This is a genomic window from uncultured Pedobacter sp. (assembly GCF_913776295.1).
GTDB lineage: Bacteria > Bacteroidota > Bacteroidia > Sphingobacteriales > Sphingobacteriaceae > Pedobacter.
Window position 1 is genome coordinate 34,924 of the sequence record NZ_CAJYOJ010000016.1, and the last position, 26,406, is coordinate 61,329.

Consider the following 26,406-nt stretch of genomic DNA (forward strand, 5'->3'; position numbering starts at 1 on the left):
TTAGGTATATTTAGATTATTAAAATTTATTTAAACTGCGTCCGTTTATTGCCTAAAATATTTAGGAGTAGGAGGTTAAGTAAAATGACAGGAAACAGCACCACACTAACAACAGTTGCTGCCAGGGCTTTTGGATTTAAGGTGTGATTTTCAATCTTCATTTTTATCTCATTGTTTATAAAACCAATTTAGTTTTTGGTTCATTAATATGCAAGAGAAATCAGAAAAAAGTTAAATCGAAATATAATTTTACAATTTTGGTTAATATTGAAATATAGTTCTTTATTAATGCGCAATTTGTGATTTAATGTCGATAGATGTAGACTGAATATCAAAACGGTATACGGTCTGTTTATTATGCTTGCATTATAAATTTTCTATTTTTCTGCCTAAAATGCCCTAACACGTAAAAAAATTGAAAATTTGTGAGGTATTTTAGTGATGAAATTATTAAGAAAACCGCCTTAATAACTTCGTAAGCAACCGGGATTCTAGGTGTTTGAAATTGATTGGAAATAGTAAAATCAGTTACCTGTAGAGGCTGAAGCGATGAAATCGCAAAATATAAGGAATATTGATTTTTATATGGATATTTTGGATACTGTAGTTATTGGATTTTAGTTCCGGGGCTATCAAAGTGAAGGATGCTGAAACAAGTTTAGCATGGCAATCGCCTCGTTAAAAATATTTAAACCAGCGATTCATTTGTGACCGATATCGAACTCAAGTTAGAAAATTTCACAATAACGAAAAAAGCCTCCTGATTTTTAAATCACGAGGCTTTTGTTCAGTATGACGAATCAGATTAAGCGATACCTTCAGCTAAAACCACTACTTTATTGTGGATAGCCTCAACCACACCGCCTTTAATAAAAAAGCGTTGCTCATCGGCTTTATTTGCTTTAATAATTACTTCTCCATCTTCCAAAGTTGAGATGATAGCGGCGTGGTCTCTTAAAATCTGAAAAGAACCCAAAGTACCAGGAACCGTAACAGCGGTTACTTCACCTTCGAATACTTTTTTATCTGGAGTTAATATTTCTAAATTCATTTTTTTTTAGTTTGGCGTATCGCGTGGGGCGTGGGGCGTTTAAAAACGCTTAGCACCTAACGCTTAGCGCGTTTCTTAGTTCGCTTCTGCTAATAATTTTTTACCTTTTTCGATGGCATCTTCGATGCTACCAACTAAGTTAAATGCAGCTTCAGGATACTCATCAACTTCTCCATCCATGATCATGTTAAATCCTTTGATGGTATCTTTAATGTCAACCAATACACCTTTTAAGCCGGTAAACTGCTCGGCAACGTGGAAAGGTTGAGATAAGAAACGTTGTACACGACGTGCTCTTGATACCACTAATTTATCTTCTTCAGACAATTCGTCCATACCTAGAATCGCGATGATATCCTGTAATTCTTTATAACGTTGTAAAGTTTCTTTAACACGTTGTGCCGTGTTATAGTGTTCATCACCTAAAACAGCTGGAGAAAGAATACGTGAAGTAGAATCCAATGGATCTACCGCAGGGTAAATACCTAACTCGGCAATTTTACGTGAAAGTACTGTAGTAGCATCTAAGTGGGCAAAAGTTGTTGCCGGAGCCGGGTCAGTTAAATCATCCGCAGGTACATATACTGCTTGTACCGAAGTAATTGAACCGCGTTTGGTTGAAGTAATACGCTCCTGCATTAAACCCATCTCTGTTGCCAGGGTTGGCTGATAACCTACCGCTGATGGCATACGACCTAAAAGTGCCGATACCTCAGAACCTGCCTGGGTAAAACGGAAAATGTTATCAACGAAGAAAAGAATATCTTTTCCAGCGCCTTCGCCATCACCGTCACGGAAATATTCAGCAACAGTTAATCCTGATAAGGCTACACGTGCACGCGCACCAGGAGGCTCATTCATTTGTCCGAAAACCAGTGTTGCTTTAGATTCTTTTAATTTGTCTGTATCAACTGAATTCAGATCCCATCCACCTTTTTCCATTGAGTGTAAGAAATCGTCACCATAGTTGATTACGCCCGACTCGATAAACTCACGAAGTAAATCGTTACCTTCACGGGTACGCTCACCAACACCTGCAAACACTGATAAACCAGCATAAGCTTTAGCGATGTTGTTAACCAACTCCATAATCAATACTGTTTTACCTACACCAGCACCACCAAATAAACCGATTTTACCACCTTTAGCATAAGGCTCTAATAAATCGATTACTTTAATACCTGTAAAAAGCACCTCAGTTTCAGTAGATAAGTCTTCGAACTTAGGAGGAGTTGCGTGGATCGGACGACCGTCTGTTTTATCAACCGTGTTGATACCGTCAATTGCTTCTCCAACTACATTAAATAAACGACCTTTAATCTGGTCGCCAACTGGCATTTTAATCGCAGCGCCAGTATCAACTACTTGCATACCACGAACCAAACCATCGGTAGAGTCCATCGAAATCGCACGTACACGGTCTTCACCTAAGTGCTGTTGAACTTCTAAAACAATTTTTTGTCCGTTTTCTTTCGTTATCTCTAACGCATCAAAAATTTTAGGTAGATGGGCATCATCAGCAAAGCTAACGTCAACCACAGGGCCGATAATTTGTGCTATTTTTCCTAAGTTAGGCATATCTGTTGTGAGTAAATTTATTACAGTCAATGAATTAAAGCTATTTATAGGGGCTCCAATTCGGTTGGCAAAGTTAAGTTATTCTTGCTGAATTTTAAATATATATTACAAAATTTTTCAACACACGAAATCTTATCAAATTTTGGCGCAAAATCCGCTTAAAAAGCGATCATGTCCGAATCATTAATCGCAATCAAAGTTAAAAAGTATAACCCAGTCCGATTCCTATAGTTAATATGGTTTCATCACCCGTTATCAGTAGTGCACCAGTTCTGTACATTAATCCTCCTGTTGGTTTTTGGTGTCTAAAGCCAACCCTAATCATCACCGGGGTTTTAACGGCTTTGTTATCAAAATTATAATCATATCCGTTAATCGTAAGCAACTGTCCGGAAAAACCATTTAATGGTTTTAATATCGTTAGACCGATACCCGTTTCGAAGAAATTTTTTGATGTGTTACTTTTGCTTAGGAGAAGGTTTGCCTCCAGTGGAAAAATTAATACCTCATCAAGGGTTGAAAAACCAACCCGGGGAACTATCTTAACTTTTTTGCTTAATTGAAATATCCTGTCATAATTGATCGAATATACACCGCCATTTCCAAGAAGTTCGGCATAAATGCTGTTTTTTTTGATGTAAGGTTTGATTAACGTTGAATCCTGGGCAACGGCTTTAAAGCCAATCATAAATAATAGAGCCGTTAAAATGGGTTTCATCTTTATCTTTGGTTTTGTAATTGATTAACGATAAAATTTGTCACAAACCTATTACAATTAGTTGTGATTGACAAAAATAAATTGGCGTAAAGATGAAAAGAATACTGGTTACTGGCAGCAACGGGCTTTTAGGTCAGAAAATAACAGAAAAGGTTTTAGCTGAAGGGCGGGTAGAACTGATTGCTACCTCTAAAGGTGAGAACCGTTATCCGGTTAAAAAGGGGTTTAGTTATGCCGAAATGGATATCTTAAATCCTGAACAGGTAAAGGCGGTTATTGAAAGATATTGTCCCGATGCAGTTATCCATACTGCTGCAATGACAAATGTAGATACCTGTGAGGAAAATAAAACACTTTGCCGTAAGTTAAACGTTGATGCGGTTGAAACTTTATTATCTCTCTGTACGGAAAAAAATATCCGGTTTGTCCATTTAAGCACTGATTTTGTTTTTGATGGAAAAAACGGGCCTTATAGAGAGGAAGATGCGGTAAATCCGGTAAGTTATTATGGCGAATCGAAGGTGATGGCTGAAGAGCTGATCAGGCAATCGAAAGCAAATTATGCTATTTTAAGAACCATATTGGTGTATGGCATTAGCCATGATATGAGCCGGAGCAATATAGTGCTTTGGGCTAAAGGCGCCCTGGAAAAAGCATCGCCCATCAAAGTAGTGAACGATCAGTGGCGCATGCCGACCCTGGCAGAAGATTTAGCCGAGGCCTGCCTGTTAGCCGTTGAGCAAGATGCCAGGGGTATATACCACATATCAGGCAAAGATTACATGAGTATTGCTGATTTAGTGAGAAAAGTTGCCGATTATTGGAAGCTGGATCAGTCGCTTATCAATGAAATTAGTTCAGCAAGTTTAAACCAAACGGCTAAACGGCCTGCAAAAACTGGATTTGTGTTGGATAAGGCCATTAAAGATTTAGGCTACAATCCGCATTCTTTTGAGGAGGGATTATTAATTTTGGAGCAACAGATAGCGCGGTAGTCCTGAGTCAGTAGTCTTAAGTCTTAACATTATTAAACAATAAAATAATTTACAGTATACCTTAAATAAAAAATACAATGGCATTACAAATTGGCGATACCGCCCCGGATTTTAAATTATACAGTTCTGATTTAACAGAAGTTTCACTATCTGGCTTTAAAGGCAAAAAAGTAATTATTCACTTTTTCCCCATGGCTTTTACCGGAACATGTACAGAGCAGTTATGCGCTATGCGTGATAATTTCAGTTATTACGAAGGAATAAATGCGCAGGTAATCGGTATTTCTGTAGACTCTCCTTTCTCGTTAGGTAAATTTAAAGAAGAGCAAAAGTACCAGTTCCCGTTATTATCTGATTTTAACAAAGAAGTATCGGCAATATATGGTGCTTTTTATGATGAATTTTTCTTCGGATTAAAAGGTGTTTCTAAAAGAGCAGCCTTTGTGATTGATGAAGAAGGAAAAATTGCTTATGCCGAGGTTTTGGAAAATGCAAAGGATCTGCCTGATTTCAAAGCGATTAATAATATCATAAGCGCATAATGCAAATTTGCAAAGAATTATTTTGAGATTTTTTTAAAAATTTAGTTGGAAATTAAAATCTCAAGTTATACCTTTGCAGTCCGTTAACGATACGGAAACGCATTCGTAGCTCAATTGGATAGAGCATCTCACTACGGATGAGAAGGTTTGGGGTTCGAATCCCTACGAGTGCACAGAGAAGCCTTAGAGAAATCTAAGGCTTTTTTTATAGAATTCTAACCTCTGTCTAGACCGTCAGTGTATCCCATAGATTTAAGTCTTTCCTTTATAACCTTATCGATTTTAGCCTTAGCAGTATAAAAGGCAAGAGTTTTCAGTGAATCTGGTCGGGGGAGCTTAACAAAATTTTCAAAGTCAATTGCAGTTTTGTAGATTCTTAGATGACTTAGTTTATTTAATTTATCTATATCTGTCAATGTGGTAAAGGTTTTGCAGTTCAATAACTTAATATCTTTTAGGTCTTTTAAGGGCTGATCAAAGTGTAGCTCCTTTAATTGTGCATTGTCCTCAACTCGCAAAGTTCTTAACTTCCCAAAGTTTGATATATTACTTAAACTGTTAAAACCTCGTACCCAAACAATTTCTAAGTTTTCAATATTATTTTTTCCTATTTCCTCAATATTGCTTCGACCACCAAGGATAATCTTTAAGGTCTTGAGTTCTTTGAGTTTGTTAATAAAGTGTAGTGGAGCCTTGGAAATTGAATTCAGATTTAGCTGATTCAATTGACTAAGTTCACCTATAGAATCGATGTTTTTGGTATGTCCACAGACCATTAGTGTGGTTAAGTTTTGGTAGTTTCTCAGGTGGCCTAAATCAAATGCTTTTGTTCTGGTTTCTGTCAGCATTAGGTATTTAATCTTATGGAGATTTTCCGCACCCAATATTTCGCTTTCTTTCATTTCAAAAATACCAAGTCCAAATCGTTCAAGGTGCATAAGTTTAGTAACGATCTCCAAGTTTTTAACTTCCAACATGCAATCCAGCGACAAATATTTTACATCAGGTATCCATTCCAGATTTTTACAGTCGAAGGTGTGCCCATAGAACCTGACACCAAAATGGGAATTATACTGCTTACAAAGGTTGTTAATCTCACTGAGAAGTTTGTCAGTATAAAATTTATCGGAAAATTGTACGATGACATCCCAACCTAATTTGATTTGTTGTTCGATTATCTGAAGGTCAAGTTCCTTTGGATTTTGGATTCTGTTTTGTGGGATCATGAGCATTACTTTGAGCGTCCAAGATAATCGATCCGAATTCAAAATGCAATGAGTATTTGGGATCTGATTATCTTCAGCCAGTTTTAAAAGGATTTCTTTAAACTATTTTTGTATTCAACTTTCCCTTCTGTTGCGTCAGTAATCTCAGTCTTCAAAGTGCTTATAAAAAATGAAGAGATGTTGAGTTTATTAATTTTGGTTTAACGATTACGCCTTCCTTAATTAGTTAATGAAATTCCTTTTCAATCATTGTGGTATCTCTTAGTTAAGATATATCATTCAGTCTGAAAGATAGTTAATAAACTATCGTAACGGTTATTACAATAGGATAAACCTGGTTCCCCTATTTCTATTTACCGTAAATAAGTTCTATTTTTACTCATCAATGGACCAGGATTACGCCACATACGATGACGGTAAATTACTTTCGCTATTAATAGCACGGGATAATGGGGCGTTTTCAGAAATTTATAGCCGGTATTGGCCATTACTCTACAAACATGCTTTGCGGATGCTCAAGGATGAGAACGAAAGTGAAGATGTGGTGCAGGAAGTATTCACAAAGTTATGGCAGAAAGCACCGCAACTAGCTGTTGATACATCTATTGGTGCCTATCTCTATGTTTCTACGAGGAATGCGATTTTAAATTTTTTTAGTAAAAACCAGGTACACCATGCTTATCTGACAGATCTTGGTCAATTTTTGGATCAGGCGCAGGAAATTACCGATCACCTTATCAGGGAAAAAATCCTGGCCAAACTGATAGAGGAGGAAATCGAAAAACTCCCACCCAGAATGCGTGAGGTTTTTGAATTAAAGCGAAAACAAAATCTTTCCTACAAAGAAATTGCAGCGGTTATGGATATTTCTGAACTCACGGTTAAAACCCAAATGAACAAAGCTATTTCTACGCTGCGTGCCAAATTTGGTCAGCATTTACCTTCTTTTTTTATCACATTGTAGGGTTTTCCTCAGAAAATTAATAAAAAAGTAAATTTTTTTAATGTTGGATACAACATTGATCTGAGCTGCCTGTCATTACTATTATACTTCCTATAAAAAAACATGAACAAACAAACGATAAGTGGATTTATCAGAGACTATCTGCATAATAAACTTAATGAAAAACAAAAAGCCCAGCTGGAAACCTGGTATTTGTTAAAAACTGAAGAAAATAAATCGGTTGATCCGCCAATAGCATACGAAAAGTTGGAAGCAAAAATCTGGAATAAAATTCTTTCTGAGGTTTCGCAAACGGAAGCGGAATTGCCAAAAGTTCGGCAGCTGAACAGGCCGTACAAAAGGATTATTTCTATTGGAGTTGCAGCAAGCGTACTATTGATTGCTGGCATAGGCTATCTGACACTTAAAAGTAATGATACCACTCCAGACCGGTTTGTCATTGCAAAAAAATACGACCTGCCTGCTGGTACGGACAAGGCTACTTTAACTTTATCTGATGGTAAGGTGATTGATTTAAATAAAGACGCCGTTGGAAAAATTGCTACTGAGGCTGGAATAGAAATTATAAAAGCTGCAGATGGAACATTAATTTACAAAGCTTTAAATAACGGTAAGGGTGATGGCTTTAATACCATTACTACACCTATTGGCGGGCAATACGCAGTTGTTTTGCCTGATGGTTCGAAAGTTTGGTTAAATGCAGGGTCCTCTTTGAAATATCCGACGGCTTTTGCTGCGAATGGAAGAGACGTGACCTTAACAGGTGAGGGGTATTTCGAAGTGGCGCATGTGGAAGGGCCTAAAGGTAGGATGCCATTTTCCGTAACCGTAATTAAAAACCAAACGCCATCAGAAAAAGTGGAGGTTTTAGGTACGCATTTCAACATCAATGCTTATGCTGATGAACCTTTCATTAATACTACCTTATTAAAGGGAAGTGTTAAGGTTGCCCTAAGCGATAATAAAATGGCATTACTTAAACCAGGGCAAATGGCAAGGTTAGGTAATGAAAACATCAAGGTGCAACAGGCAGATACCGAAATGGCTGTTGCCTGGAAAAATGGAGAATTTGTATTCAGGGAAGATTTACGTACTGCAATGAGAAAGGTAGCACGATGGTACAACGTTGAAATCGTATATGAAGAAACGGCACCGGCAGATTTAATGCTCGGAGGTTGGATGTCGAGAGGTACCGATATTTCAGAAGTACTCAATCATATTCAGTTAACCGGAAAAGTACACTTTAAATTGGAAGGAAGGAGGGTAATCGTTTCTAAATAACATCAAAACGATTCCAAAAAAACCAGAAGTGCTTGGCGGCACCCCTGGCTAATTGGCAGTCGACTATAAATAAATCAACTAATCACGCATAAGGTCTTGATTTCGAAGCCTAGGCCAAATGCATTAAACCAAACAAACAAATGTATAAAAATTTTACTTCACTCGGGTTGCCCAGCAGGCAGCTCCGCAAACTGCTACACGTTATGCGATTGACGGCTGTGATCTTCTTGGCGGCTTTAATGCAATTAAGTGCATCAACCAAGGCACAAAAAGTTTCCCTTGTTGAAAAAAATGCACCGTTGGAAAGCGTACTGAAAGAAATTCGCAGACAAAGCGGATATAATATCATCTATGATCTTAATCTGATTCTGGACGCCAAACCGGTATCCATTCAGGTGAATCAGGTGAATGTTTTAGAAGCCGTTCAAAAGTCGTTAAACAACCAGCCGCTTACTTTTTCTGTAGATGGTAAAACCATAGTAATTAAGGAAAGAAGTATTACAGATAAACTGGTTGATCTGGTGAAAGACATTGATGTTAAAGTAAGCATCAGAGATTCGTTAGGACGTCCGCTTCCCGGCGCTAACGTATATAATAAAACTATTAATAAGATGTACGTAACAGATAAAACAGGCGACATTATCATTAAAGATGTGCCTGCCAATGGTTATGTATTACAAATCTCCTATATAGGATATAAAGGGGAAGAAATTTTTGTGGACAGAAAAACTGTTAGCTATTACGTAAAACTAACGGCGGCTTCATCAGCGCTGGAAGAGGTTGCTGTGGTATCTAACGGATATCAGAAAATCAGTAAAGAACGGGCTGCCGGTGCTTATAGTACCATTTCGGGAAAAGAACTGGAAGGAACGCCTGCCGTTAACCTTATGGAACGTTTGGAAGGTAAGGTAGCTGGTGTTAAGTTTAATATCAGGGGTAACAATATACAGATCCGTGGCGTAAATAGTTATGCCGGGGCTAGTGGTACACCATTAATTGTGCTAGACGGCTTTCCATTGATGGATCCCAGCGACAGGGCTCAATTAACCAAAATTACCAGTGGAAATACTTTTGGTAATTCCATTATTAGCAGTATCAATATTGCGGATATTGAGCAAATCACTTTCCTGAAGGATGCTTCGGCTACCTCCATCTGGGGTTCACGTGCGGCTAACGGCGTAATTGTGATTGATACCAAGAAAGGCCGCAAAGGTATATCACAAGTTAACCTTAGCTACAATTTAGGTATTTCTAAAAATCCGTCCATTGCCAATCAGCGCTGGATGAATGCGGCACAATACATAGATCTGGAACAGGAAATGGTAGATAAAGGTTTTCTGGTAGATCCGGCTTCGGCAACACCTGGAAATGCCATTTATACACCTAATAATAGTGAGGCTACCGAATGGATGTTTCGCGTAAAACGTGGTACGGCAACTGCCGCAGAACGCGATGCCGCTTTAGCTGAACTTGCCATGCATGATGGGGAAGGACAGGTAGAAAATAATCTGTTGCAAAATGCGGTCAACCATCAATATAATCTTTCTTATTCAGGAGGGTCTGAAAATAGTACCTTTTACGTTTCAGGTAATTACACTAAGGATATTCCAATTTTCAAAAGCAATTTTGCTGAAAATGGTTTTGTAAATGCCAATACCAGCACATCCCTTTTTAATAAACGGATTACACTGAGGGCATTAATCAATTATCAGTACTCCAAATCTCAATACAATGCCTCTGCTGTTGATGCCCTTTCAGTAAGTACCACTGCTCTCAGACCTTACGATTTGTTAGTGGATGCCAATGGAAACAGTATTGGTAGAACCATTATTTTCCGTCAATCGGTGGCCAATACCATGATGGCACAAGGCTATCTGCCTTTCAGTTACAGTGCCGTAGATGAACTCAATTACTCCAATACCATTGCCAGAAATAATGTAATCAGACTGAATGCCGGAATCAATGGTAAAATTACAAACTGGTTAAATGCAGATGTTTCTATCTCCAACCAGAGACAGTTCGCATCTTCTTATACACTTAATGAGCTAAATAGTTATAACGGTAGAATCCTGGTGAATACAGGCACCGTCGTAACCAATGGCAAACTTGTTTATAACGTACCTTATGGTGGAAGATATATTACCTATGGCAACAACTCATCAGAAACGGCCTTAAGGGGGCAATTAAATGCTGACGTCACCTTCGCTAAAGATCATCATTTTACAGCCATCGCCGGAACTGAATTACGGGAAACCCAATCAGGCAATACATCGGAAACCCGGTATGGTTATAATGAAGATACCGGAGCTGTCGGCATCGCAAATCCAAGCGTTTCTTACATGACCATGTATGGTTATACGCAAACATTAGGCAATAATCTTAGTGGCTTGGTTAGGAGCAGAAAACGCTTTCTTTCGTATTATAGCAATGCCTCTTATAATTATAAAGATAAGTATTTTGCTACGGGGAGCGTCCGTTTTGACGATTACACCATGATGGGGGTAGACCGTAGTAAAAGAGCTAAACCATTTTGGTCATTAGGTTTGAGATGGAATGCCAATCAGGAGGAGTTTATTAAAAGTACAGACTGGCTGAATACGCTGGCCTTAAGGGCTACCATTGGAACTTCCGGTGTGGTGCCACAGGGCGGTTCAAATATTCCCGTTCTAACGCTTACCGGCAGCGATTCCCGTACTGGTCAGCCCGTTGCCAGTATCGAAACACCGGCAAATTCTGATTTGGGATGGGAAACCACAAGGCAGGGTAATATTGGGGTAGACTTTGGTTTTTTCAAAGGGCGGTTAAATGGTAGTTTCGATGTTTATACCAAACGTACACGAGGTCTTTTGGCTAATTTTAATTACAATGCTACTTATGGTTGGCCAAGTTTAACCTTCAATAGTGGAACATTAAGCGGTCATGGTTACGAATTTTCTCTTAATGGTGAACCCTTGAGGGTAGGAAAGTTCAACTGGAAATCAGTATTTAATTTTGGATATACTACCAATAAAGTTACCGATGCCCGTTTTGAAAATAATGCCAGTAGCCTGGTTGGTGCTGCTACATCAGTAAATGGCATGGTTTTGGGATCATTGTATGTTTACAAATGGGCAGGCCTGGACAATAAAGGGCAGTCGCAAATTTATGATCGTAACAATAACATCATCAATAACACTACTAATTTAAGCAATGCCTTTACCAAAGAAGATCTGGCTTATGTAGGCACGCTTTATGCCCCTTACTCTACGGGTTTTTTCAATACTTTCAAATTTGCCGAATTTGAGGCAGGTATCCAGATTACTGGCTATTTTGGACATGTGTTTATGAAAAATGCGGTTACAAATTACCCCACCTTCCAAGGCAGTTACAGTGGCGTTTTAGGCAGACAGGTGGAATTGGCCAGCCGCTGGAGAAATCCTGGTGATGAGTTGACAACTGATGTTCCTGGATTAACCGGCGTAAATTTTAACAGTATAAATCGTTATCGATTTTCCGATGCACAGGTACGCAAAGCAGATAACATTCGTTTACAGCAAATTTCTCTGGCCTATCAGTTACCTAAGCGTTTTTTACCAAGAAATACTTTCAAATCGATCTCTGTTTCTGCTAATGTCAGGAATCTCGGCATCATCTGGAGGGCTAATAAAGAGGGTATCGATCCTGAATTTGTTAGCAATGGAAATTTTGGAAGCGTAACCCCTACGCCTAGTTACATCTTTGGAATCAATGCATCGCTATAATCACATGAAGACAAAATATATCATCATCCTGTTTGCGCTGGCTATTGCTTTCGCAGGCTGCAGAAAATATGTAGAAATTGAGCAGATTTCTATCCGTACTTTTAAATATACCTCCGACTATAGGTATACCATGAACAATAATAGTGTATTAGAAGGAAGCTTTTCTTATCCGATTTTATCTGGCGATGATACGGAAATTACCGATGCCACCCGGCAGAACAACCTGGGCGATATTTTAGGTAACGTGTATAGCTGGGCCCCGCTTTATACTTCTGAAACACAAAGTGATGCAGATTGGGATAGACAATATAAAACCATATATGTTTGTAATGAGGTCATAAATGGCGTGTTAACTTCGCAAAATGGCACAGAGCAGGAAAAGCAGAAGATTTATGCCGAAGCGCTGGTACACCGGGCTTATACTTACCTGATTTTGGTAAATACCTATGCCAAGCAATACAATAGTGCTACCGCTACAACAGATTTGGGCGTGCCATTACTGACCACACCAAATTTATATATTAAACTTAACCGTACACCGGTAGCAGAGGTATATAAACTAATTGTGAAAGACCTGAAAGCATCCATCAGCCGCTTGCCAGATCTTCCTGAATTTAATGTAAGGCCGGCAAAGGTATCAGCCTATGCTTTATTGGCTAAAACTTATCTTAATCTTCGTGATTTTAGTAATGCCTCCTTGTACGCCGACAGTACGTTGCGTTTACAAAATACATTAATCGATCTGAAGAATTATGAAACTACGCCAGGAACCCTTCCGGTAAGGCTAAATAATCCGGAGATTATATTTTCTAAAATTGCAGGTGTATCCTATCAGGCCATTTCGTTGAGTAATGATCTGCTTTCTGCCATGGGGACTACAGATTTACGCTATAAGCTATTTACCGATACCAGAAGCCGTTTTGGTACACAGTTCAGCACCAGCTTTACCGGTCGTGCATCAACTAAATATTTCTATAACGAATTTGTGATCAGTAATGGCCCGTCAGTACCTGAGATCATGCTCGTCAAAGCAGAATGTTTAGTGAGAGCTGGTCAGACCGCTGATGCCATGACCATTGTAAATAACCTGAGGATTAAGCGCTTTAACAACGCAAATTATACGCCTTTAACTGCTGCGTCTGCTGCTGATGCCTTAAGGATTGTGGTGGAAGAAAAGAGAAAGGAGTTGTTTGGTACAGGTTTACGCTGGTTTGATCAAAAGAGATTAATGCTTGATGATGCCTTTACCCAAACCAAAACCCGCAATTATAAGGGAATAGATTATACGCTCACACCAAATTCAAACCGCTATATCTATCCGATAGGTGATAAATATATTTTATTAAACCCCGAATTGCAACAGAATCCGAGATAATCTATGGAAAGCTTATGAAAAAAAATCTTTTACTGAATGGTCTGCTGCTGCTTTGCCCTTTTTTTGGGCAGCAGCTGGCAGCCCAGACCTTAACCTGGAAACCAGAATTATTAAGGCAAAATCAACCAGCCACATTTTATTACCAGGCAAAAGGTGGTGACCTTGAATTTAGCGACGAGCCCAAAGCAAAACTGGCCTATTTTGATGGCAAACGCTGGGATACAGTGTCGCTTACACTGAAAAAGGATCAAGACCAATGGCAAGCCAATTATACGCTGCCTGCAAATGCTGTTTTCCTTGCTTTAAAGTTTTATCAGGGATCATCAGATGCGCCCGAAGCTAGTGATAATAATAAAGGAAGTGGATATCTGGCAAAGGTAACCGCAAGCAATGGCAAAATACCAAAGGGCGCTTATTTAGCGGAAGCTGCTTTAATGGCTAATTTAACAGGCGACTGGACGTTGAATAGCTTTGTATCGTCTAAAAAAAATCCGGTCACAATAGATTTACTCTTAAAACAAGAAGAGAAAGTATCTGTAAAAATATCAGAATCTTTTTTATTTACTTACCTGGAATTAAAGCGTTTAACGATGCCGGCTAGTGAATTTGAAACGTTTGCAGATGCAGCCATCAAGTCGATAATCAGAAAAGAAAAACCAGGTGAACAATTTTTGTCCGCTGCCTATTGGTATTATAAGCGAAATAAAAATGAAAGCGAGGCAAAGGATATGGAAAGCCTGATTATACAAAATTATCCAAAAAGTGGAACTGCAAGGTTATTGTCGTTTCGAGATGCTACCGATGGAAAATCTGGCAATGCTTATCGACTCGCATCTGAAGATTTTCTGAAAAAATATCCTTATGCAGAATGGAAGAAAAATCCGGATGACAAAGGCTTTCTGTATTATGAAATTTACAGGGGCTTGGCTACCGCATATTTTGATGAAAAACAAATAGATCGATTTTCTGCATTGTTTAAAGATATCGACTTTAGAACGGCCAATGAGCTCTACCGCTGGAACATCACGCGTAATCAAATGTCCATGTCTGGTAAAGCCGATTATAAATTACTTTACGAATTGAGCAAAAAGATTATCCCTTACCTGTTAGAACGCCAGCATGATCAGTCTTATCTGGCCGACTTCGGCAGGGATGCGGTAAAAGCACAGGAAAACGCCGATAAGCAGATGGACGATCGCTTATTTACTCATATTGCGTTAGCCATTAACCAAAAAGATTTCGCAGCAGCAAAAAACTTTTTTCAGTACCTATCTAAAGAAGGTACTTATGATAACGCCGATATGAATGCCATGCATCTTCGTGTATTGAGCGAACTGAAAGATGACCAGGCCATTAAACCTTTGCTTGAAAAGAGCGCAGCAGCCAATGCGGTTACGCCTGAAATGTTTGCCAAATTAAAGGAATTATATAAAAACGAGCACCAGGGTCAGGAAAAAGGTTATGAGGAATATTTATCATCTCTGTTGCCAAGTGATAAAAAGGCAGAATTGAAAGCGCATGCATTGGCCAATATGGTCAATTATCCGTTAAAGCCTTTTAGCCTGGAAGATGCTAATGGTAAAATGGTTAGTTCTCAAGACTGGGGAAATAAAATTGTCGTGATTGATTTCTGGGCCACCTGGTGCAGACCTTGTATCGAAGCTTTTCCAGGGATGCAATTACTGGTAGATCAGTACGCAAAAGACCCGCAAGTAGGAGTGTACATGATCGGTACGATGCAAACCGGCGATTACAAAGCCAAATCTGTGAACTATGTAAAAAGTCAGGGCTTTCGTTTCAACCTTTTGCATGATGCGGTTAGTTCAACTGGAGCGCAGGACCAGGTATTCAAAAGCCTGTTACCATTGTTTAAACAGTCTTCCATTCCACGCAAAATCATTGTAAAAAACGGCGTAGTACGCTATAGTTCAGAAGGATATTCCGGTAGCCCGAGTCAGCTACGCGATGAATTATCAACCGCCATTGAGATTTTAAGAGCAGAGAAATAATGATAAGAAAAACGATAAATACAGCCTTTTTTTCCTTTTGGATAGTGCTTTCTGTTCAGGCGCAGATGAATCCGAAGGTTAAGCTACAGGATGCGTTAAAACTGATCCAGGATAACTATGTAGACCCGGTGAACGATGAACCCGTGGTAGATGCTGCCATCAAAGGAATGTTAGGCAGCCTCGATCCACATTCCAGCTACATCAGCCGCGAAGAGGTAGAGTCCATGAACGAATCCATGTCGGGAAGTTTTGCCGGCATCGGAATTGGTTTCGCCGTGCTGTCAGACAGTACCTTTATCATCAGTGTCAATCCAGATGGGCCTGCTGCACGTGCTGGTTTGAAAGTAGGTGATCAGATTGTAGACGTAGATGGGCAGACGATTCTTGGTAAAAACCTGAAAAACCAGGAAGTAATGCGATTACTTCGGGGAGAAAAAGGAAAAGCTGTTGACCTGGCCATCAGGCGTAAAGGACAACCGGAACTTTTAAAGTTCAACGTGATGCGGGAGCAGATCGCCGAATTATCCATTACGGCCAGTTATATGGTTACCAAGCAAATCGGTTATATTGCCTTGTCTGTATTCAGTCAATCTACCCGCCGCGAAATGGATGCAGCGTTAAAGAGCTTAAAAGCCCAGGGCATGACCAAACTGATCCTCGATTTACAGATGAATGGGGGAGGCATAGTGGATATGGCCATTGGCGTAGCTGATGAATTTCTTCCTCCTGAAAAAACGGTTTTTTATTCGGTGACCAATACCGGTGTAAAGGATTACTTCATGACGGGAGGTTATGGCCAGTTTATGGATGGGGAACTGGTGGTTCTGGTTGATGAGTCGACCGCTTCTTCCAGTGAAATCCTGACCGGTGCTTTGCAGGATTGGGATCGGGCCGTGATTGTTGGCAGAAGAACTTTTGGAAAAGGCTTGATGCAAAAGGGGCTTCCATTAAGTGATGGTTCTGTAATCAGGTTAACAGCCGCTCGCTATTACACGCCTTCAGGCCGATCTATCCAAAAACCTTACACCAAAGGTAAAGAAGATTATTTTGAAGATTTTAACCGGCGCATGGCCTCCGGCGAATTGAAAGAAGCAGGACATTATCATTTTCCCGATTCGCTTAAATATACTACGCTCAATCGTAAAAGAACGGTGTATGGCGGTGGCGGAATTATGCCCGATCAGTTTGTTCCGATAGATACGGCATTATATAGCACCTGGCTGAACCAAACCATGAACAGTGGTTTAGTGAATAAGGTGGCCTTTGAGCTGGTGCAACAAAATCGTAATCAGTTAACAGCTAGCTATCCGGATTTTGAGGCTTTTGATAAAGGTTTTAAGGTGGAAGAAACCATGGTTGATGGAATTTTTGATGCTGCGGCTAAACTCCGCATCAAAATGCCTGCAAAAGCAGATCAGGTAGTAAGAAAAACCATCCGTGTAGAACTAAAAGCCGGCATAGCCGATATGTTATATGTAGGTAAGGGTTATGCGCTGCGTGTTCGTAATGAAGCCAGCAGTGCTTTTGATACTGCCCTATCTATCCTCAACTCAAAAGCTACTTACAATAAATTACTGGCCGAAAGTGACGCCAGTAAATCATCTCCTAATCAAAAGAAAAAAAACTAATATGAAAACATTAATCATTGGTGCCGTAGTTGCACTGTGTTCCCTAAATGCAACGGCACAAAAAGGATATACCATTAAAGGCCAGATTGGTAAACTGGGCAAACCTGCAAAAGCTTTTTTATTGACAACTAAAGAAGGCAAACAGGTGCTGGATTCAGTACCGCTAGTTAACGGAAGTTTCACTTTCAGAGGCCATGTAGATGGACCCATGGAAGCTACACTACGTTTGAAACATGATGATGCAGTGGAGATTCCGGGCAAACGTATCAAAATCGATGGTTTAAGCCTAATCCTCGATAATGAAGATATTACCATCACTGGTAAAGATTCTTTGAAAACAGCTGTAATGAAAGGGTCGACCCAAACGGAGGAGAGTCGCCGTGTAGATGATCTACTTCGTCCGATTTACAATAAAATGCAGGCCTTGAATAAGGAATACGAGGATTTGCCGGAAGCCAAAAAACAGGATAAAGCTGTGATCATGGATCTGGAAAAGCGGGCACAGAAAACAGAAAAGGAAATTATGGATGCGAAGATTGATTATGTTAAAAAGAACCCAAACAGTTTCATGTCATTAATGGCTTTAAATTCTACGCTCGCACCAGGTTTTGATGCGGTGGAAATGGAAAAAGTATACCTGACCATCAATCCGAAGTTAAGAGATTCTTATTTTGGTAAAGAGGTTGGCCTGCGTATCGCTACTTTCAAAAAGACGCAGGAGGGCGTTGAGGCGCAGGATTTTACCCAGCCAGATGTTGACGGTAAAATGGTTAAACTTTCTGATTACCGCGGAAAATATGTTTTGCTTGATTTCTGGGCTTCATGGTGCGCGCCATGCCGTAGAGAGAACCCGAATGTGGTTAAGGTTTATGAACAATATAAATCAAAAGGATTTGAAATTTTAGGTGTTTCGCTTGATAAAGCAGCTGATAAGGCTAAATGGATTAAAGCAATTGCCGACGACAAATTAACCTGGAAACAGGTTAGCGATTTAAAAGGATGGGAAAACGAGGCTGCAGCTAAATATGAGGTAAAAGCCATCCCCATGAACTTTCTAATCGATCCGAGTGGAAAAATTATCGCCAAAGAGCTTAGAGGCCCAGCCCTGGAAGCAAAAATCAAAGAAATATTTGACGGACGCGCAAAGTAAAAAAATCTTATAGGTTAATGATGACTAATGCAGGTTGATGGATGTCGCCTGCATTTTTTGTTATTCATAGTGAATTCGTCATTCTCGCGCATGCGGGAAGCTTGATACAAGCGCTTTATGATTATTCATGCGTGTTTTTTTATGCAGTGGCATTCACGATCCCTTGTATCTTACAGTTCTAGGAAAAAAGCTGTCAATCATATTGATCTTTATACAATAAATTATTCCTCAGGATTACAATTTATACTTATGAGACAGCCCCATAACTAATTGGTTTAACCAGGATTGTTTATAAAACAATTTTTTATATAATTATCCATTTCAGATCAACAAATCAAATCCATAAGGATAGTATAGCAGCGATCAATGCGGTAGTCATAATTACGCTTCCCAACTTTAAAAACGTCCATGCACTTACTTGCTGTCCCTCTCGTCTTAAAGCCACCAGCCAGAGAATGGTCGCCAGCGAACCGGTTATAGAGAGGTTGGGACCAAGGTCTATACCAATTAATACTGCACTTTTAACCATATCCGGTGTATGCGTACTTTGCAATACACTCCCGGCTATCAATCCGGCAGGCAAATTGTTCATTAAATTGCAGGCTACTGCGGTTACCATGCCACTAAGCCAGATTGCTGCTGTTTCAGATTTTGCTATCGCATCATTTAAAAGACTACTTAACTGTTGGGTCATGCCCGTTTTATTTAAAGCTTCTACCACCACAAATAAACCGCCCACTAAAGGAAGCACCACCCACGATATTCCTTTAATTACATTAACGGGGTTTTTTCTTGCGCTGGCCAACACAATCGCGCTGGTAACGATACCAGTTATCAAGGTGGGCAAGCCCAGATCCATATTCATGGCAGAAGCGATCAGTAGGACCACTGCAGTTCCACAGATCCCGATTAATGCAGTTTTACCACCCAAGCTCAATTCAGGCAAATCGATTTCCGTGGTGATTTTTTGTTTAAAACACCTGCGCTGTGAGAACCGGAGCATAAAATAAGTAACGGTAATGGCAAAGATAGAGGGGATAAGATATAAGCTGAGCCAATGCATTAACGATGGCATATGTGTACCATAAATCACCAGATTTGCCGGGTTTGAAATGGGCAGTACGAAGGAAGCTGCGTTGGCTATGAATGCGCAGATCAATAAATAAGGAAGTGGTTTTTCTACTTTGGCCGCTTTTACTGCTGCGGCCACCGCTGGCGTTAATACTACAGCAGTAGCATCGTTAGAAAGAAACGTGGTAACCACCACGCCAACAAGGTAGATGAGTAAGAACAATCTCGCCGAAGATCCTTTAGCCCTTAGGGTGGCATGGGCAGCCAGCCAGTCGAACAGTTTCTCCTCCCTCGCGGTTTCGGCCAGCAACATCATGCCGGTTAAAAATAAATAAACATCTAAACCTTTCGATACACCAGAAAAGGCATCGGAAGGGGTAATCAGCCGGAATAATAATAATAGGGCGGCCCCACTTATGGCGTATACTGCTTCTGCAACTTTAAAGGGCCTGATGATTACACCCGCTATGGCGAGGAAAGAAATAATCCAGATGAGTATGTTATCCATGTTTTATAGCGCTAAGATATTGCATTTTCATAAGCTATTTCCTTGTTATTCATTAATTATTGAGTTGAGTTAGCAGGCTTCTTTAATGGTTTTGGCAAAGATGATCCACAACAGGATGGAACCTACGGCAAATGCACCAAGAATCATAAATGTATTGCTGTAACCTATTCCTTCTGCTATCCATCCCCCTATAGCAGGGCTAAATGAAGCGCCAAGTCCCTGAACGGTCATGACTGCGCCCTGGCCGATATTTACCCTGCCTGTGCCATTTAGTATATGGGCAACTAAGCCCGGAACAGCAACACTTTGCAAGCCCGCTCCAATTCCATCTAAAATCTGTACAGGATAAATGCCTATGTGGCTATGCATATACGCGGCAAATAAACCACGTATAGGCAGGGATAGGAAAGAGATGAATAACACCAGCCAATAGCCGCTTTTATCAGCCATCTTCATCGCTGCCAGGGAGGTGCCGATCATGACCAGTTGGGCGATAATAATGGTCATGGCTACAAACATCGAAGCATTTTCCTGACCATTATCGGCAGCAGCGAGACCATAAAGTGGTAGCATAGCGCCATTACCTAAGTGAAAAAAGGCCAATGCTCCTGCCAATATCAATAGTGATTTACATTGAAATAATACTTTAAAGCCACTGGCTTTTTCATTTTTCTCACCCTCTTTCATTCCTCTGGCTACGTCATCATCAATGGATTGAGCCGGAATCAACAATACCGAAATAATAGACAGTAAACCAAAGAAAGCGGCCAGGATAAATATGGCCGTGATGCCAAATTTATAACCCAGGTAACCGGAAAGTGCAGAACCTACCACATTGCCTGCGTGATTAAATGCCTGGTTATAGCCATTTTGTTTGTTAAATCCTTTTTGCTTTACTATACCCAGGGTGATACCAATGATTGCCGGTCCGATAGCCGAGCCTGCAATGGCTGTGGCTACCTGCGAAACGCTCACCAGCCAAAACTCCTGGGTGAATAATATAATTGCCGATGCCAGTATCGTAAAGACTGCAGATATAACCACATAAAATCGTTTCCTTTTAGTGGCATCAATTAATGCACCTGCCGGGATAGTCATGATCATTCCGGCAACTCCGCCAATGGTCATCACTGAGCCTATGAGTCCGCTTTTCCAACCATGTGCCAAAAGGAAGATGCCTAAAAATGGTCCAACCCCGGCCTGGAGGTCGGCCATGAAAAAATTCAGAGATTGCAAAGGCCAGATGACCCGCTTATCTGTTGTGCTTATAGCTGCTTGCTTGCTCATACGGTTTTCTAAACACCAGGTGCAAGATTATGTTTAAATTCTTAACAGGAATATTTTATTGTAAAATATTGTTAATGAGTGTGTTGATTAAATTTTTTCTGAAATTAATTTTTCTTCATATGGATAAAATCGATCAGCTGACAATTTTCAATCCCTATCAAAGGTTATTTCATGGTTGGCAAATCAACCACGGCTTCGAAAGAAAAATTTTCGCTTGCGATATGGAATTTTCCATTATGCAAATGTGTGATCTCCTTAACCAGCCATAAACCGATTCCCGCACCATTGGCGTTAAGGGTTTCCCGGTGGAAGGCATTCTGGAGATTTCCTGTAGGAAAACTTTCTTCGTTGATCGCATTTTTAAATCCAATGGTGATGTAGTCTTTTACGATGGATTGTTTTACGCTACAATTGATCGTAGTGCCGGGAACAGCATACTTAATTGCATTTTCAATAAGGTTCATCAATAAGATATTCAGCTTGTCTTCGTCGGCAGCGACGAAAAATGTTTCGGCTTCTTGATCAAAATCAATTGCTGACTTTAACCCTTTTTGCTGTAGGAAAGGTTGGAATCTGTTAAATAAACGAAGCATGACCAGTGAAAGATCTATTTGTTGCGGATGTAAGGTAATGCCACTACTTTTTAACTGGCTTACCAACAGAAATTCCTGTACCACCTGTTGCAGCCTGTTGATTTCGGCAAGCTGACTTTCCATGAGGCCAGATAATTCTGCGGCTAACCCAGGTTTTGATAGATGGACTTCTATTTCGGCACGCATAATGGCCAGAGGCGTTTTTAATTCATGCGAGGCAGAAGCAAAAAAGTTTTGCTGTTGCTGTAGTGATTCGTCGATCCTCACTAACATGGTATTGATGGTCTCTGTTAATTCCTGTAGTTCATCATTCGTTTTTTTCACCGGAATAACATCCCGGAGTTTCTGCGCATTGATGAGTTTGGCTGCGTTTATAATGCGCTGTACGGGCTGTAACAGGTAAAAAGATAAAATATAGGCAATAAGGCCTGCAAGTAAAACACTCAACAGGCTACAGGCAAAGAGTAGTAAGAGCAGGTATTTTAAATTACTATTTAATTGATCAGCACTTCGTACGAGCATCAATTCGGCGGGATTATCTTCATTATTGCTCACTACGTAGGCCACCCGCATGCCCAGGGTATCTGTTACGCCTGTTTTTGCAGGCGTACGGATATTCTTGATGATGCCCGGTGATTGAAAAACGGTGATGGGTTTTCCGGCGGAGTGGTATAATACCCTGATGGAGGTATTGTGATCAGGCAAAGGAATAATGGCTGGTAATACTTCTGTCTTATCCAAAAGGGTTTTGGCTCTTGCTAACAGGTAAGTATCATTATCAGAGATCATCAGCATCCTGATTTTTCGGTAACAATAGAGATTAAAGGAGAAACTTAACAAGATAAAAATCAGGCTGAATGCGGCCGTAATTTTAAATTTGATACCGAACTGTCGCTTTCCTATTCTCATTTAACCTTGTTTTACATCACCTTTCAATAGGTAACCCCGACCCACAACGGTATGGATCAATTCTTCGTCGTAACCTCTGTCCATCTTTTTCCGAAGCTGGTATAGGTGTACCTCGATTACGTTGCTACCGGGATCGAAGTTGATATCCCAGACTTTTTCGAGGATCTGTGATTTGGTAACCACCTTGTTCTGGTTAGCAAGTAGAAATTCCAGCAGGGCAAATTCGCGGTTACTTAATATAACTTGCTTGCCGGCACGGCTAACTTCTCTGGTCAGCAGGTCTACTCTAAGGTCTGATACCTGTAATCTGAGTGAACCCTGCGCAAATGACCGGCGTTGTACAGAGCGTATCCTCGCCAACAGTTCATCAAGCTCAAATGGCTTTTTGAGGTAATCAATAGCACCATGGTCAAGCCCGTTTATCACATGTTCTGTATCGTTCAGCGCACTGATGATGATTACCTGGGTTTGGTTATTAAAGTTGCGCAGGTTTTTTAAAACCTCCAGGCCATTAAGCGAAGGTAACATCATATCCAATAAGATCAGATCATATTGGCCAACCATAGCTGTTTCCAAGCCTTTATTGCCATCGGCAACCACATCACAGATATGGCCGGCCTGTGTAAGGCCATCGGCAATAAATCCTGCTAACTTTAACTCGTCTTCTATTAATAATATTTTCATCTTACCAGGAATGTTTTGTTATCGATCGTAATGCTGAGCACAATGTATACTTTGTCGTGATTGATGTTGATAAAACCCTGGTCATCCTGACGCCTGACCGCTACGAGATAAAAGGTATCGCTTTTTTTGATGAGAGGAGCAATATCATCTACCAGCCCGGGCTTAAAGTGAAATAAAAGATCATCTTTTTTAAGCGCCACCACACCCCCGTAGTGATCTGTAATCAAAACAGGTTCTTCCAGCTTGAATTTTTCTGTCTGATGATCGGGTACATCGGGCGGTGGGGGTAAATCATCAAGGATCTGGCTAACGCCCTTTCTATCGTTTTTGATGGCTATTAACTGGTATCCAACTACCTCATCACTAGGGTTTAAACCATAAGTTACCGTAACCAAATCACCTAAAGCACCGATTTTGATAACCCATGCAGCTGTATGTGGCCGAAAATCAATAGTGATTAATCCGGCCTTTTCCGTTTTCAATTCCAGGGCATTGATATCCAAATGAGGATTGTTTTTGTATCTGATAACGGTTCCGGTAATTACCCTTTGTTTATGCGGCCGTTCAATTTTTGGCTCATGATGATGTAATGGCGGTTTCGGCAATAAAGGTACGGGAGGTTTTATTAACAACCAGATAATGATTAAGAGCAAAAGAATGATTACGACCAGTAGTGGACGGTTATTTTTTAACTTTATTGGCTTATCGGATAAGTCTTTATCTTGCTCCATTTTCATACAATCTGCAAAATATGCATATTTTATCAGTTAACAGTAAAGCAGCCGATTAGTTCAAACGCACTGATAAATATTTTAAGATCGGGAACAAATTTCGCGCTCCCGATTTAAGTCTATCGTGAGACACATCTTTTTAATGATCATTTATGGCGTTTTGCTTGCTTCCTTAAATAATGCATTATATCAGGCTCGATTTTTTGAAATATCAAATCCTCTTAAGATGCTGAAATAAATTCAGCATGACGATTGCCTAAGGATATGGGCTAAGAAAAATCACTAATATAGATGTGTCCACACGAAAGGAGCTACACATTATCTTAACAAATATGTCTGTCCATTGATCTCAATGGTCTCTGGATGAACAATGGTTGGGGCACCGGTTTCCAACGCTACACCAGATGGTGGTGTATCTTTGATGCCAGTTACTTTTATTTGGTCTCCGGTTTTTAATAAAGACTGTAATTGTTCAATAGCGTGTGGTGGTAAATGTATTTCTACCTTATTATCAAGGCTAAGCCCGCGGATTGCACCGCCCTGATCACGCTTAAAATCACTGATTTTTCCGGTGAATGTTCCGGATGGGGTACTGACCGGCGTACTCGGTACACTTGGCGGTGTATCTGCTATCTGCGTTCCATCAACAGATAAACCCGCCATTTGGAATACGTTTATGCCATCTGGTCCATTATCTGTAAAGCCTTTAACCGTTACCGACTTGCCCTTAGCTGCGGTACTCATTAATTGTTTGCCTAATTGTTCCGGAAATCTCACCGTGATCACCTGGTTGCCATTTTGTAAGGTGAAACGGTTATAAATATACCTATCATTTGTTTGGTAGGCAATCACCTTTCCGTTCAGCGTGGTTAAAACTTTTAAAGCAGGTCCTCTTTCCAAACCACCTCTTTGAGGTGCGGGAGGAGGGGTTACTTCTCCGGGTACCCTGGTTGGTGGTGCCGGAACATGATCTGTTGGATGAACCTGCGCGAAGGCAACGATACTCATTAGTGCGAAACCAGCTGTTAGGGCTGTTTTTTTGATTTGACTTTTCATATGCTTTTCTTTTTAATTTTAAATGATTTTATGATTCAAAACTACACCCTGGGGCTGAAGCGGGTATGAAAAGCGAATTAAATTTAGTTCATCTGAATGTTTTATCCTGCCGTGCTCAGATCAGTGGCAGATGGAAACATCTGCCGCCACAGATGGATTCAATTTTTTTTATAATTTTACTGTCTATGTATAACCAACACAACCATACTGATGAAGAGCTGATCGAAATGTTGAGGGTGAACGAGGTGGTTGCTTTCAAGAAAATTTATACAAAATATTGGTACGATTTGTACCTCATTACCAATAAAAGATTAAGGTCTAAAGAAGCTGCTGAAGAGATTATCCAGAACTTCTTCACCACATTCTGGGTCAATCGGGGAAAGATTAATATCACGGGCTCTTTAAAGGCTTATCTCCACTCTGCAATCCGCTATTCCATCATTGATTATCTGGCTAAAGAGGCAACGAGAAATAACTATCTTGAATTACTTTCTTTCCATTACGGGGAGGCTACGAATACTACTGAAGAAATTATATTTATGAAAGAACTGGAAAGTGGAATAGATGATGTGATTTCGAAGTTACCCGCAAAATGCAGAAAGGTATTTGAACTGAGCCGGAAAGAACATAAATCAAATAAGGAAATTGCTCAATTGCTCGGGCTTTCTGAAAAGACAGTAGAAAACCACATTACCAATGCCTTAAAGTACTTTAGGGTACATTACAAAGTGATTTTGATTGCTTCTGGTTTTGCCTGGTTACTTCGGTAAAATTAAAACGTTCAATAAAAATCGCCGTCATCTCCGGAGCAACGCGAAGTGCCCGCCCGTACAGGCGATGAGAGATCTTTTCTATATGAAAGACCCTGAAACGAGTTCAAGGGTGACGATAATCTGAAAAGATTTACTGAACTGATTTAGTTTCACTAAGCTTTATAGTTCTCAATTTCACTGCATTCCGCTACAATTGTGGTTCAGTGTTTCTTGTGTGAAAGATCCTTTGCTGCGCTATGATGACGTTGAGGGGATTTGTCATTCTGAATGCAATGAAGAATCTTTTGTTGTATATCGTATTTTAATCAGCTTAGTGGGTCATTGGTTAGGGTTCAGTATTAAAGATCCTTCGCTACGCTACCATTGACGTTATTTTGTTATCATTTGATAGTTAGACACTTGTGTACAATGCATTTCCGTCTAACAAGGCCTTCGCACTGTGCCCCCGTTCTACTTAAGTCCGGCCTAACAAATTTTTCGGATTCCACTGACCGAGCCCTATTACTGGCTTTGAAAGAAAAATTTTCAGCCGGCATTT

Annotated in this window: 21 protein-coding genes and 1 tRNA gene; 11 read left to right on the forward strand and 11 right to left on the reverse strand. The window is 40.1% G+C overall.

Annotated features, from left to right (window positions below):
- Nucleotides 1-25 precede the first annotated feature (25 nt).
- The 4 genes from QZ738_RS03570 to QZ738_RS03585 form a co-directional block, all read right to left on the reverse strand.
- A complete protein-coding gene (locus QZ738_RS03570; RefSeq protein ID WP_293784676.1) occupies nt 26-160 on the reverse strand; it encodes a hypothetical protein in 135 nt (44 codons plus the stop codon).
- Nucleotides 161-804: 644 nt separating this feature from the next.
- Entirely contained in the window at nt 805-1,050 is a 246-nt protein-coding gene (gene atpC, locus QZ738_RS03575; protein WP_293784679.1) for an ATP synthase F1 subunit epsilon, read from the reverse strand.
- 75 nt (nt 1,051-1,125) lie between these two features.
- A complete protein-coding gene (gene atpD / locus QZ738_RS03580) occupies nt 1,126-2,628 on the reverse strand; it encodes a F0F1 ATP synthase subunit beta (protein WP_293784682.1) in 1,503 nt (500 codons plus the stop codon).
- A gap of 199 nt (nt 2,629-2,827) precedes the next feature.
- Nucleotides 2,828-3,346 carry a hypothetical protein gene (locus QZ738_RS03585; RefSeq protein WP_293784685.1) on the reverse strand — a complete coding sequence of 173 codons (519 nt, stop codon included), beginning with the start codon at nt 3,344-3,346 and terminating at the stop codon, nt 2,828-2,830.
- 92 nt (nt 3,347-3,438) lie between these two features.
- Between QZ738_RS03585 and QZ738_RS03590 the strand changes: the two genes are divergently transcribed.
- The 3 genes from QZ738_RS03590 to QZ738_RS03600 all read left to right on the forward strand — a co-directional run bounded on the left by QZ738_RS03590 (nt 3,439) and on the right by QZ738_RS03600 (nt 5,056).
- On the forward strand, nt 3,439-4,341 hold the full coding sequence (locus tag QZ738_RS03590) for an SDR family oxidoreductase (protein WP_293784688.1): 903 nt from the start codon (nt 3,439-3,441) through the stop codon (nt 4,339-4,341).
- A gap of 77 nt (nt 4,342-4,418) precedes the next feature.
- Entirely contained in the window at nt 4,419-4,883 is a 465-nt protein-coding gene (locus QZ738_RS03595) for a redoxin domain-containing protein (RefSeq protein WP_293784691.1), read from the forward strand.
- Nucleotides 4,884-4,982: 99 nt separating this feature from the next.
- Nucleotides 4,983-5,056: transfer RNA gene (locus QZ738_RS03600), tRNA-Arg, on the forward strand.
- Between the two features lie 42 nt (nt 5,057-5,098).
- Here the strand turns inward: QZ738_RS03600 and QZ738_RS03605 are convergent.
- Complete coding sequence (locus QZ738_RS03605) at nt 5,099-6,109, reverse strand: hypothetical protein (RefSeq protein ID WP_293784694.1); 1,011 nt, start codon at nt 6,107-6,109, stop codon at nt 5,099-5,101.
- Between the two features lie 385 nt (nt 6,110-6,494).
- On the opposite strand from QZ738_RS03605, the gene QZ738_RS03610 reads away from it, so the two are divergent.
- The 7 genes from QZ738_RS03610 to QZ738_RS03640 all read left to right on the forward strand — a co-directional run bounded on the left by QZ738_RS03610 (nt 6,495) and on the right by QZ738_RS03640 (nt 18,256).
- Nucleotides 6,495-7,073 (forward strand): RNA polymerase sigma factor, encoded by a 579-nt coding sequence (locus tag QZ738_RS03610; RefSeq protein ID WP_293784696.1) that lies wholly within the window; start codon nt 6,495-6,497, stop codon nt 7,071-7,073.
- Nucleotides 7,074-7,175: 102 nt separating this feature from the next.
- Entirely contained in the window at nt 7,176-8,354 is a 1,179-nt protein-coding gene (locus tag QZ738_RS03615) for a FecR domain-containing protein (RefSeq protein WP_293784699.1), read from the forward strand.
- 140 nt (nt 8,355-8,494) lie between these two features.
- Nucleotides 8,495-12,094: a SusC/RagA family TonB-linked outer membrane protein gene (locus QZ738_RS03620; RefSeq protein WP_293784702.1), complete on the forward strand. Its 3,600-nt coding sequence runs from the start codon at nt 8,495-8,497 to the stop codon at nt 12,092-12,094.
- A 4-nt stretch (nt 12,095-12,098) separates the two neighbouring features.
- Nucleotides 12,099-13,469, forward strand: coding sequence for a RagB/SusD family nutrient uptake outer membrane protein (locus tag QZ738_RS03625; protein WP_293784705.1), 1,371 nt, complete (start codon nt 12,099-12,101; stop codon nt 13,467-13,469).
- Nucleotides 13,470-13,483: 14 nt separating this feature from the next.
- The gene (locus QZ738_RS03630) at nt 13,484-15,478 is read left to right on the forward strand and encodes a TlpA disulfide reductase family protein (RefSeq protein WP_293784708.1); all 1,995 of its coding nucleotides are present in this window, start codon (nt 13,484-13,486) and stop codon (nt 15,476-15,478) included.
- Entirely contained in the window at nt 15,478-17,106 is a 1,629-nt protein-coding gene (locus tag QZ738_RS03635; protein ID WP_293784711.1) for a S41 family peptidase, read from the forward strand. Before QZ738_RS03630 ends, QZ738_RS03635 begins: the two co-directional genes overlap by 1 nt.
- A gap of 1 nt (nt 17,107) precedes the next feature.
- On the forward strand, nt 17,108-18,256 hold the full coding sequence (locus tag QZ738_RS03640) for a TlpA disulfide reductase family protein (protein WP_293784713.1): 1,149 nt from the start codon (nt 17,108-17,110) through the stop codon (nt 18,254-18,256).
- A 334-nt stretch (nt 18,257-18,590) separates the two neighbouring features.
- On the opposite strand, the gene QZ738_RS03645 is transcribed toward QZ738_RS03640, so the two are convergent.
- The 6 genes from QZ738_RS03645 to QZ738_RS03670 form a co-directional block, all read right to left on the reverse strand.
- Complete coding sequence (locus tag QZ738_RS03645; protein WP_293784716.1) at nt 18,591-19,835, reverse strand: arsenic transporter; 1,245 nt, start codon at nt 19,833-19,835, stop codon at nt 18,591-18,593.
- 69 nt (nt 19,836-19,904) lie between these two features.
- The gene (locus QZ738_RS03650) at nt 19,905-21,122 is read right to left on the reverse strand and encodes an MFS transporter (RefSeq protein WP_293784719.1); all 1,218 of its coding nucleotides are present in this window, start codon (nt 21,120-21,122) and stop codon (nt 19,905-19,907) included.
- Nucleotides 21,123-21,286: 164 nt separating this feature from the next.
- Entirely contained in the window at nt 21,287-22,624 is a 1,338-nt protein-coding gene (locus QZ738_RS03655; protein ID WP_293784722.1) for a histidine kinase dimerization/phospho-acceptor domain-containing protein, read from the reverse strand.
- Nucleotides 22,625-23,308 carry a response regulator transcription factor gene (locus QZ738_RS03660; protein WP_293784725.1) on the reverse strand — a complete coding sequence of 228 codons (684 nt, stop codon included), beginning with the start codon at nt 23,306-23,308 and terminating at the stop codon, nt 22,625-22,627.
- The gene (locus tag QZ738_RS03665) at nt 23,305-24,045 is read right to left on the reverse strand and encodes a hypothetical protein (RefSeq protein ID WP_293784728.1); all 741 of its coding nucleotides are present in this window, start codon (nt 24,043-24,045) and stop codon (nt 23,305-23,307) included. Before QZ738_RS03665 ends, QZ738_RS03660 begins: the two co-directional genes overlap by 4 nt.
- Nucleotides 24,046-24,357: 312 nt before the next feature.
- Nucleotides 24,358-25,095: a hypothetical protein gene (locus tag QZ738_RS03670; RefSeq protein ID WP_293784731.1), complete on the reverse strand. Its 738-nt coding sequence runs from the start codon at nt 25,093-25,095 to the stop codon at nt 24,358-24,360.
- A 185-nt stretch (nt 25,096-25,280) separates the two neighbouring features.
- Here QZ738_RS03670 and QZ738_RS03675 point away from each other — a divergent pair, with 185 nt between their 5' ends.
- The gene (locus QZ738_RS03675) at nt 25,281-25,865 is read left to right on the forward strand and encodes an RNA polymerase sigma-70 factor (RefSeq protein WP_293784734.1); all 585 of its coding nucleotides are present in this window, start codon (nt 25,281-25,283) and stop codon (nt 25,863-25,865) included.
- The last annotated feature ends 541 nt before the right edge of the window (nt 25,866-26,406 follow it).

Coding starts and splice junctions, on each gene's coding strand:
- QZ738_RS03570 (WP_293784676.1), bottom strand. CDS start 160: ATGAAGATTGAAAATCACACCTTAAATCCAAAAGCCCTGGCAGCAACT.
- atpC (WP_293784679.1), bottom strand. CDS start 1,050: ATGAATTTAGAAATATTAACTCCAGATAAAAAAGTATTCGAAGGTGAA.
- atpD (WP_293784682.1), bottom strand. CDS start 2,628: ATGCCTAACTTAGGAAAAATAGCACAAATTATCGGCCCTGTGGTTGAC.
- QZ738_RS03585 (WP_293784685.1), bottom strand. CDS start 3,346: ATGAAACCCATTTTAACGGCTCTATTATTTATGATTGGCTTTAAAGCC.
- QZ738_RS03590 (WP_293784688.1), top strand. CDS start 3,439: ATGAAAAGAATACTGGTTACTGGCAGCAACGGGCTTTTAGGTCAGAAA.
- QZ738_RS03595 (WP_293784691.1), top strand. CDS start 4,419: ATGGCATTACAAATTGGCGATACCGCCCCGGATTTTAAATTATACAGT.
- QZ738_RS03605 (WP_293784694.1), bottom strand. CDS start 6,109: ATGATCCCACAAAACAGAATCCAAAATCCAAAGGAACTTGACCTTCAG.
- QZ738_RS03610 (WP_293784696.1), top strand. CDS start 6,495: ATGGACCAGGATTACGCCACATACGATGACGGTAAATTACTTTCGCTA.
- QZ738_RS03615 (WP_293784699.1), top strand. CDS start 7,176: ATGAACAAACAAACGATAAGTGGATTTATCAGAGACTATCTGCATAAT.
- QZ738_RS03620 (WP_293784702.1), top strand. CDS start 8,495: ATGTATAAAAATTTTACTTCACTCGGGTTGCCCAGCAGGCAGCTCCGC.
- QZ738_RS03625 (WP_293784705.1), top strand. CDS start 12,099: ATGAAGACAAAATATATCATCATCCTGTTTGCGCTGGCTATTGCTTTC.
- QZ738_RS03630 (WP_293784708.1), top strand. CDS start 13,484: ATGAAAAAAAATCTTTTACTGAATGGTCTGCTGCTGCTTTGCCCTTTT.
- QZ738_RS03635 (WP_293784711.1), top strand. CDS start 15,478: ATGATAAGAAAAACGATAAATACAGCCTTTTTTTCCTTTTGGATAGTG.
- QZ738_RS03640 (WP_293784713.1), top strand. CDS start 17,108: ATGAAAACATTAATCATTGGTGCCGTAGTTGCACTGTGTTCCCTAAAT.
- QZ738_RS03645 (WP_293784716.1), bottom strand. CDS start 19,835: ATGGATAACATACTCATCTGGATTATTTCTTTCCTCGCCATAGCGGGT.
- QZ738_RS03650 (WP_293784719.1), bottom strand. CDS start 21,122: ATGAGCAAGCAAGCAGCTATAAGCACAACAGATAAGCGGGTCATCTGG.
- QZ738_RS03655 (WP_293784722.1), bottom strand. CDS start 22,624: ATGAGAATAGGAAAGCGACAGTTCGGTATCAAATTTAAAATTACGGCC.
- QZ738_RS03660 (WP_293784725.1), bottom strand. CDS start 23,308: ATGAAAATATTATTAATAGAAGACGAGTTAAAGTTAGCAGGATTTATT.
- QZ738_RS03665 (WP_293784728.1), bottom strand. CDS start 24,045: ATGAAAATGGAGCAAGATAAAGACTTATCCGATAAGCCAATAAAGTTA.
- QZ738_RS03670 (WP_293784731.1), bottom strand. CDS start 25,095: ATGAAAAGTCAAATCAAAAAAACAGCCCTAACAGCTGGTTTCGCACTA.
- QZ738_RS03675 (WP_293784734.1), top strand. CDS start 25,281: ATGTATAACCAACACAACCATACTGATGAAGAGCTGATCGAAATGTTG.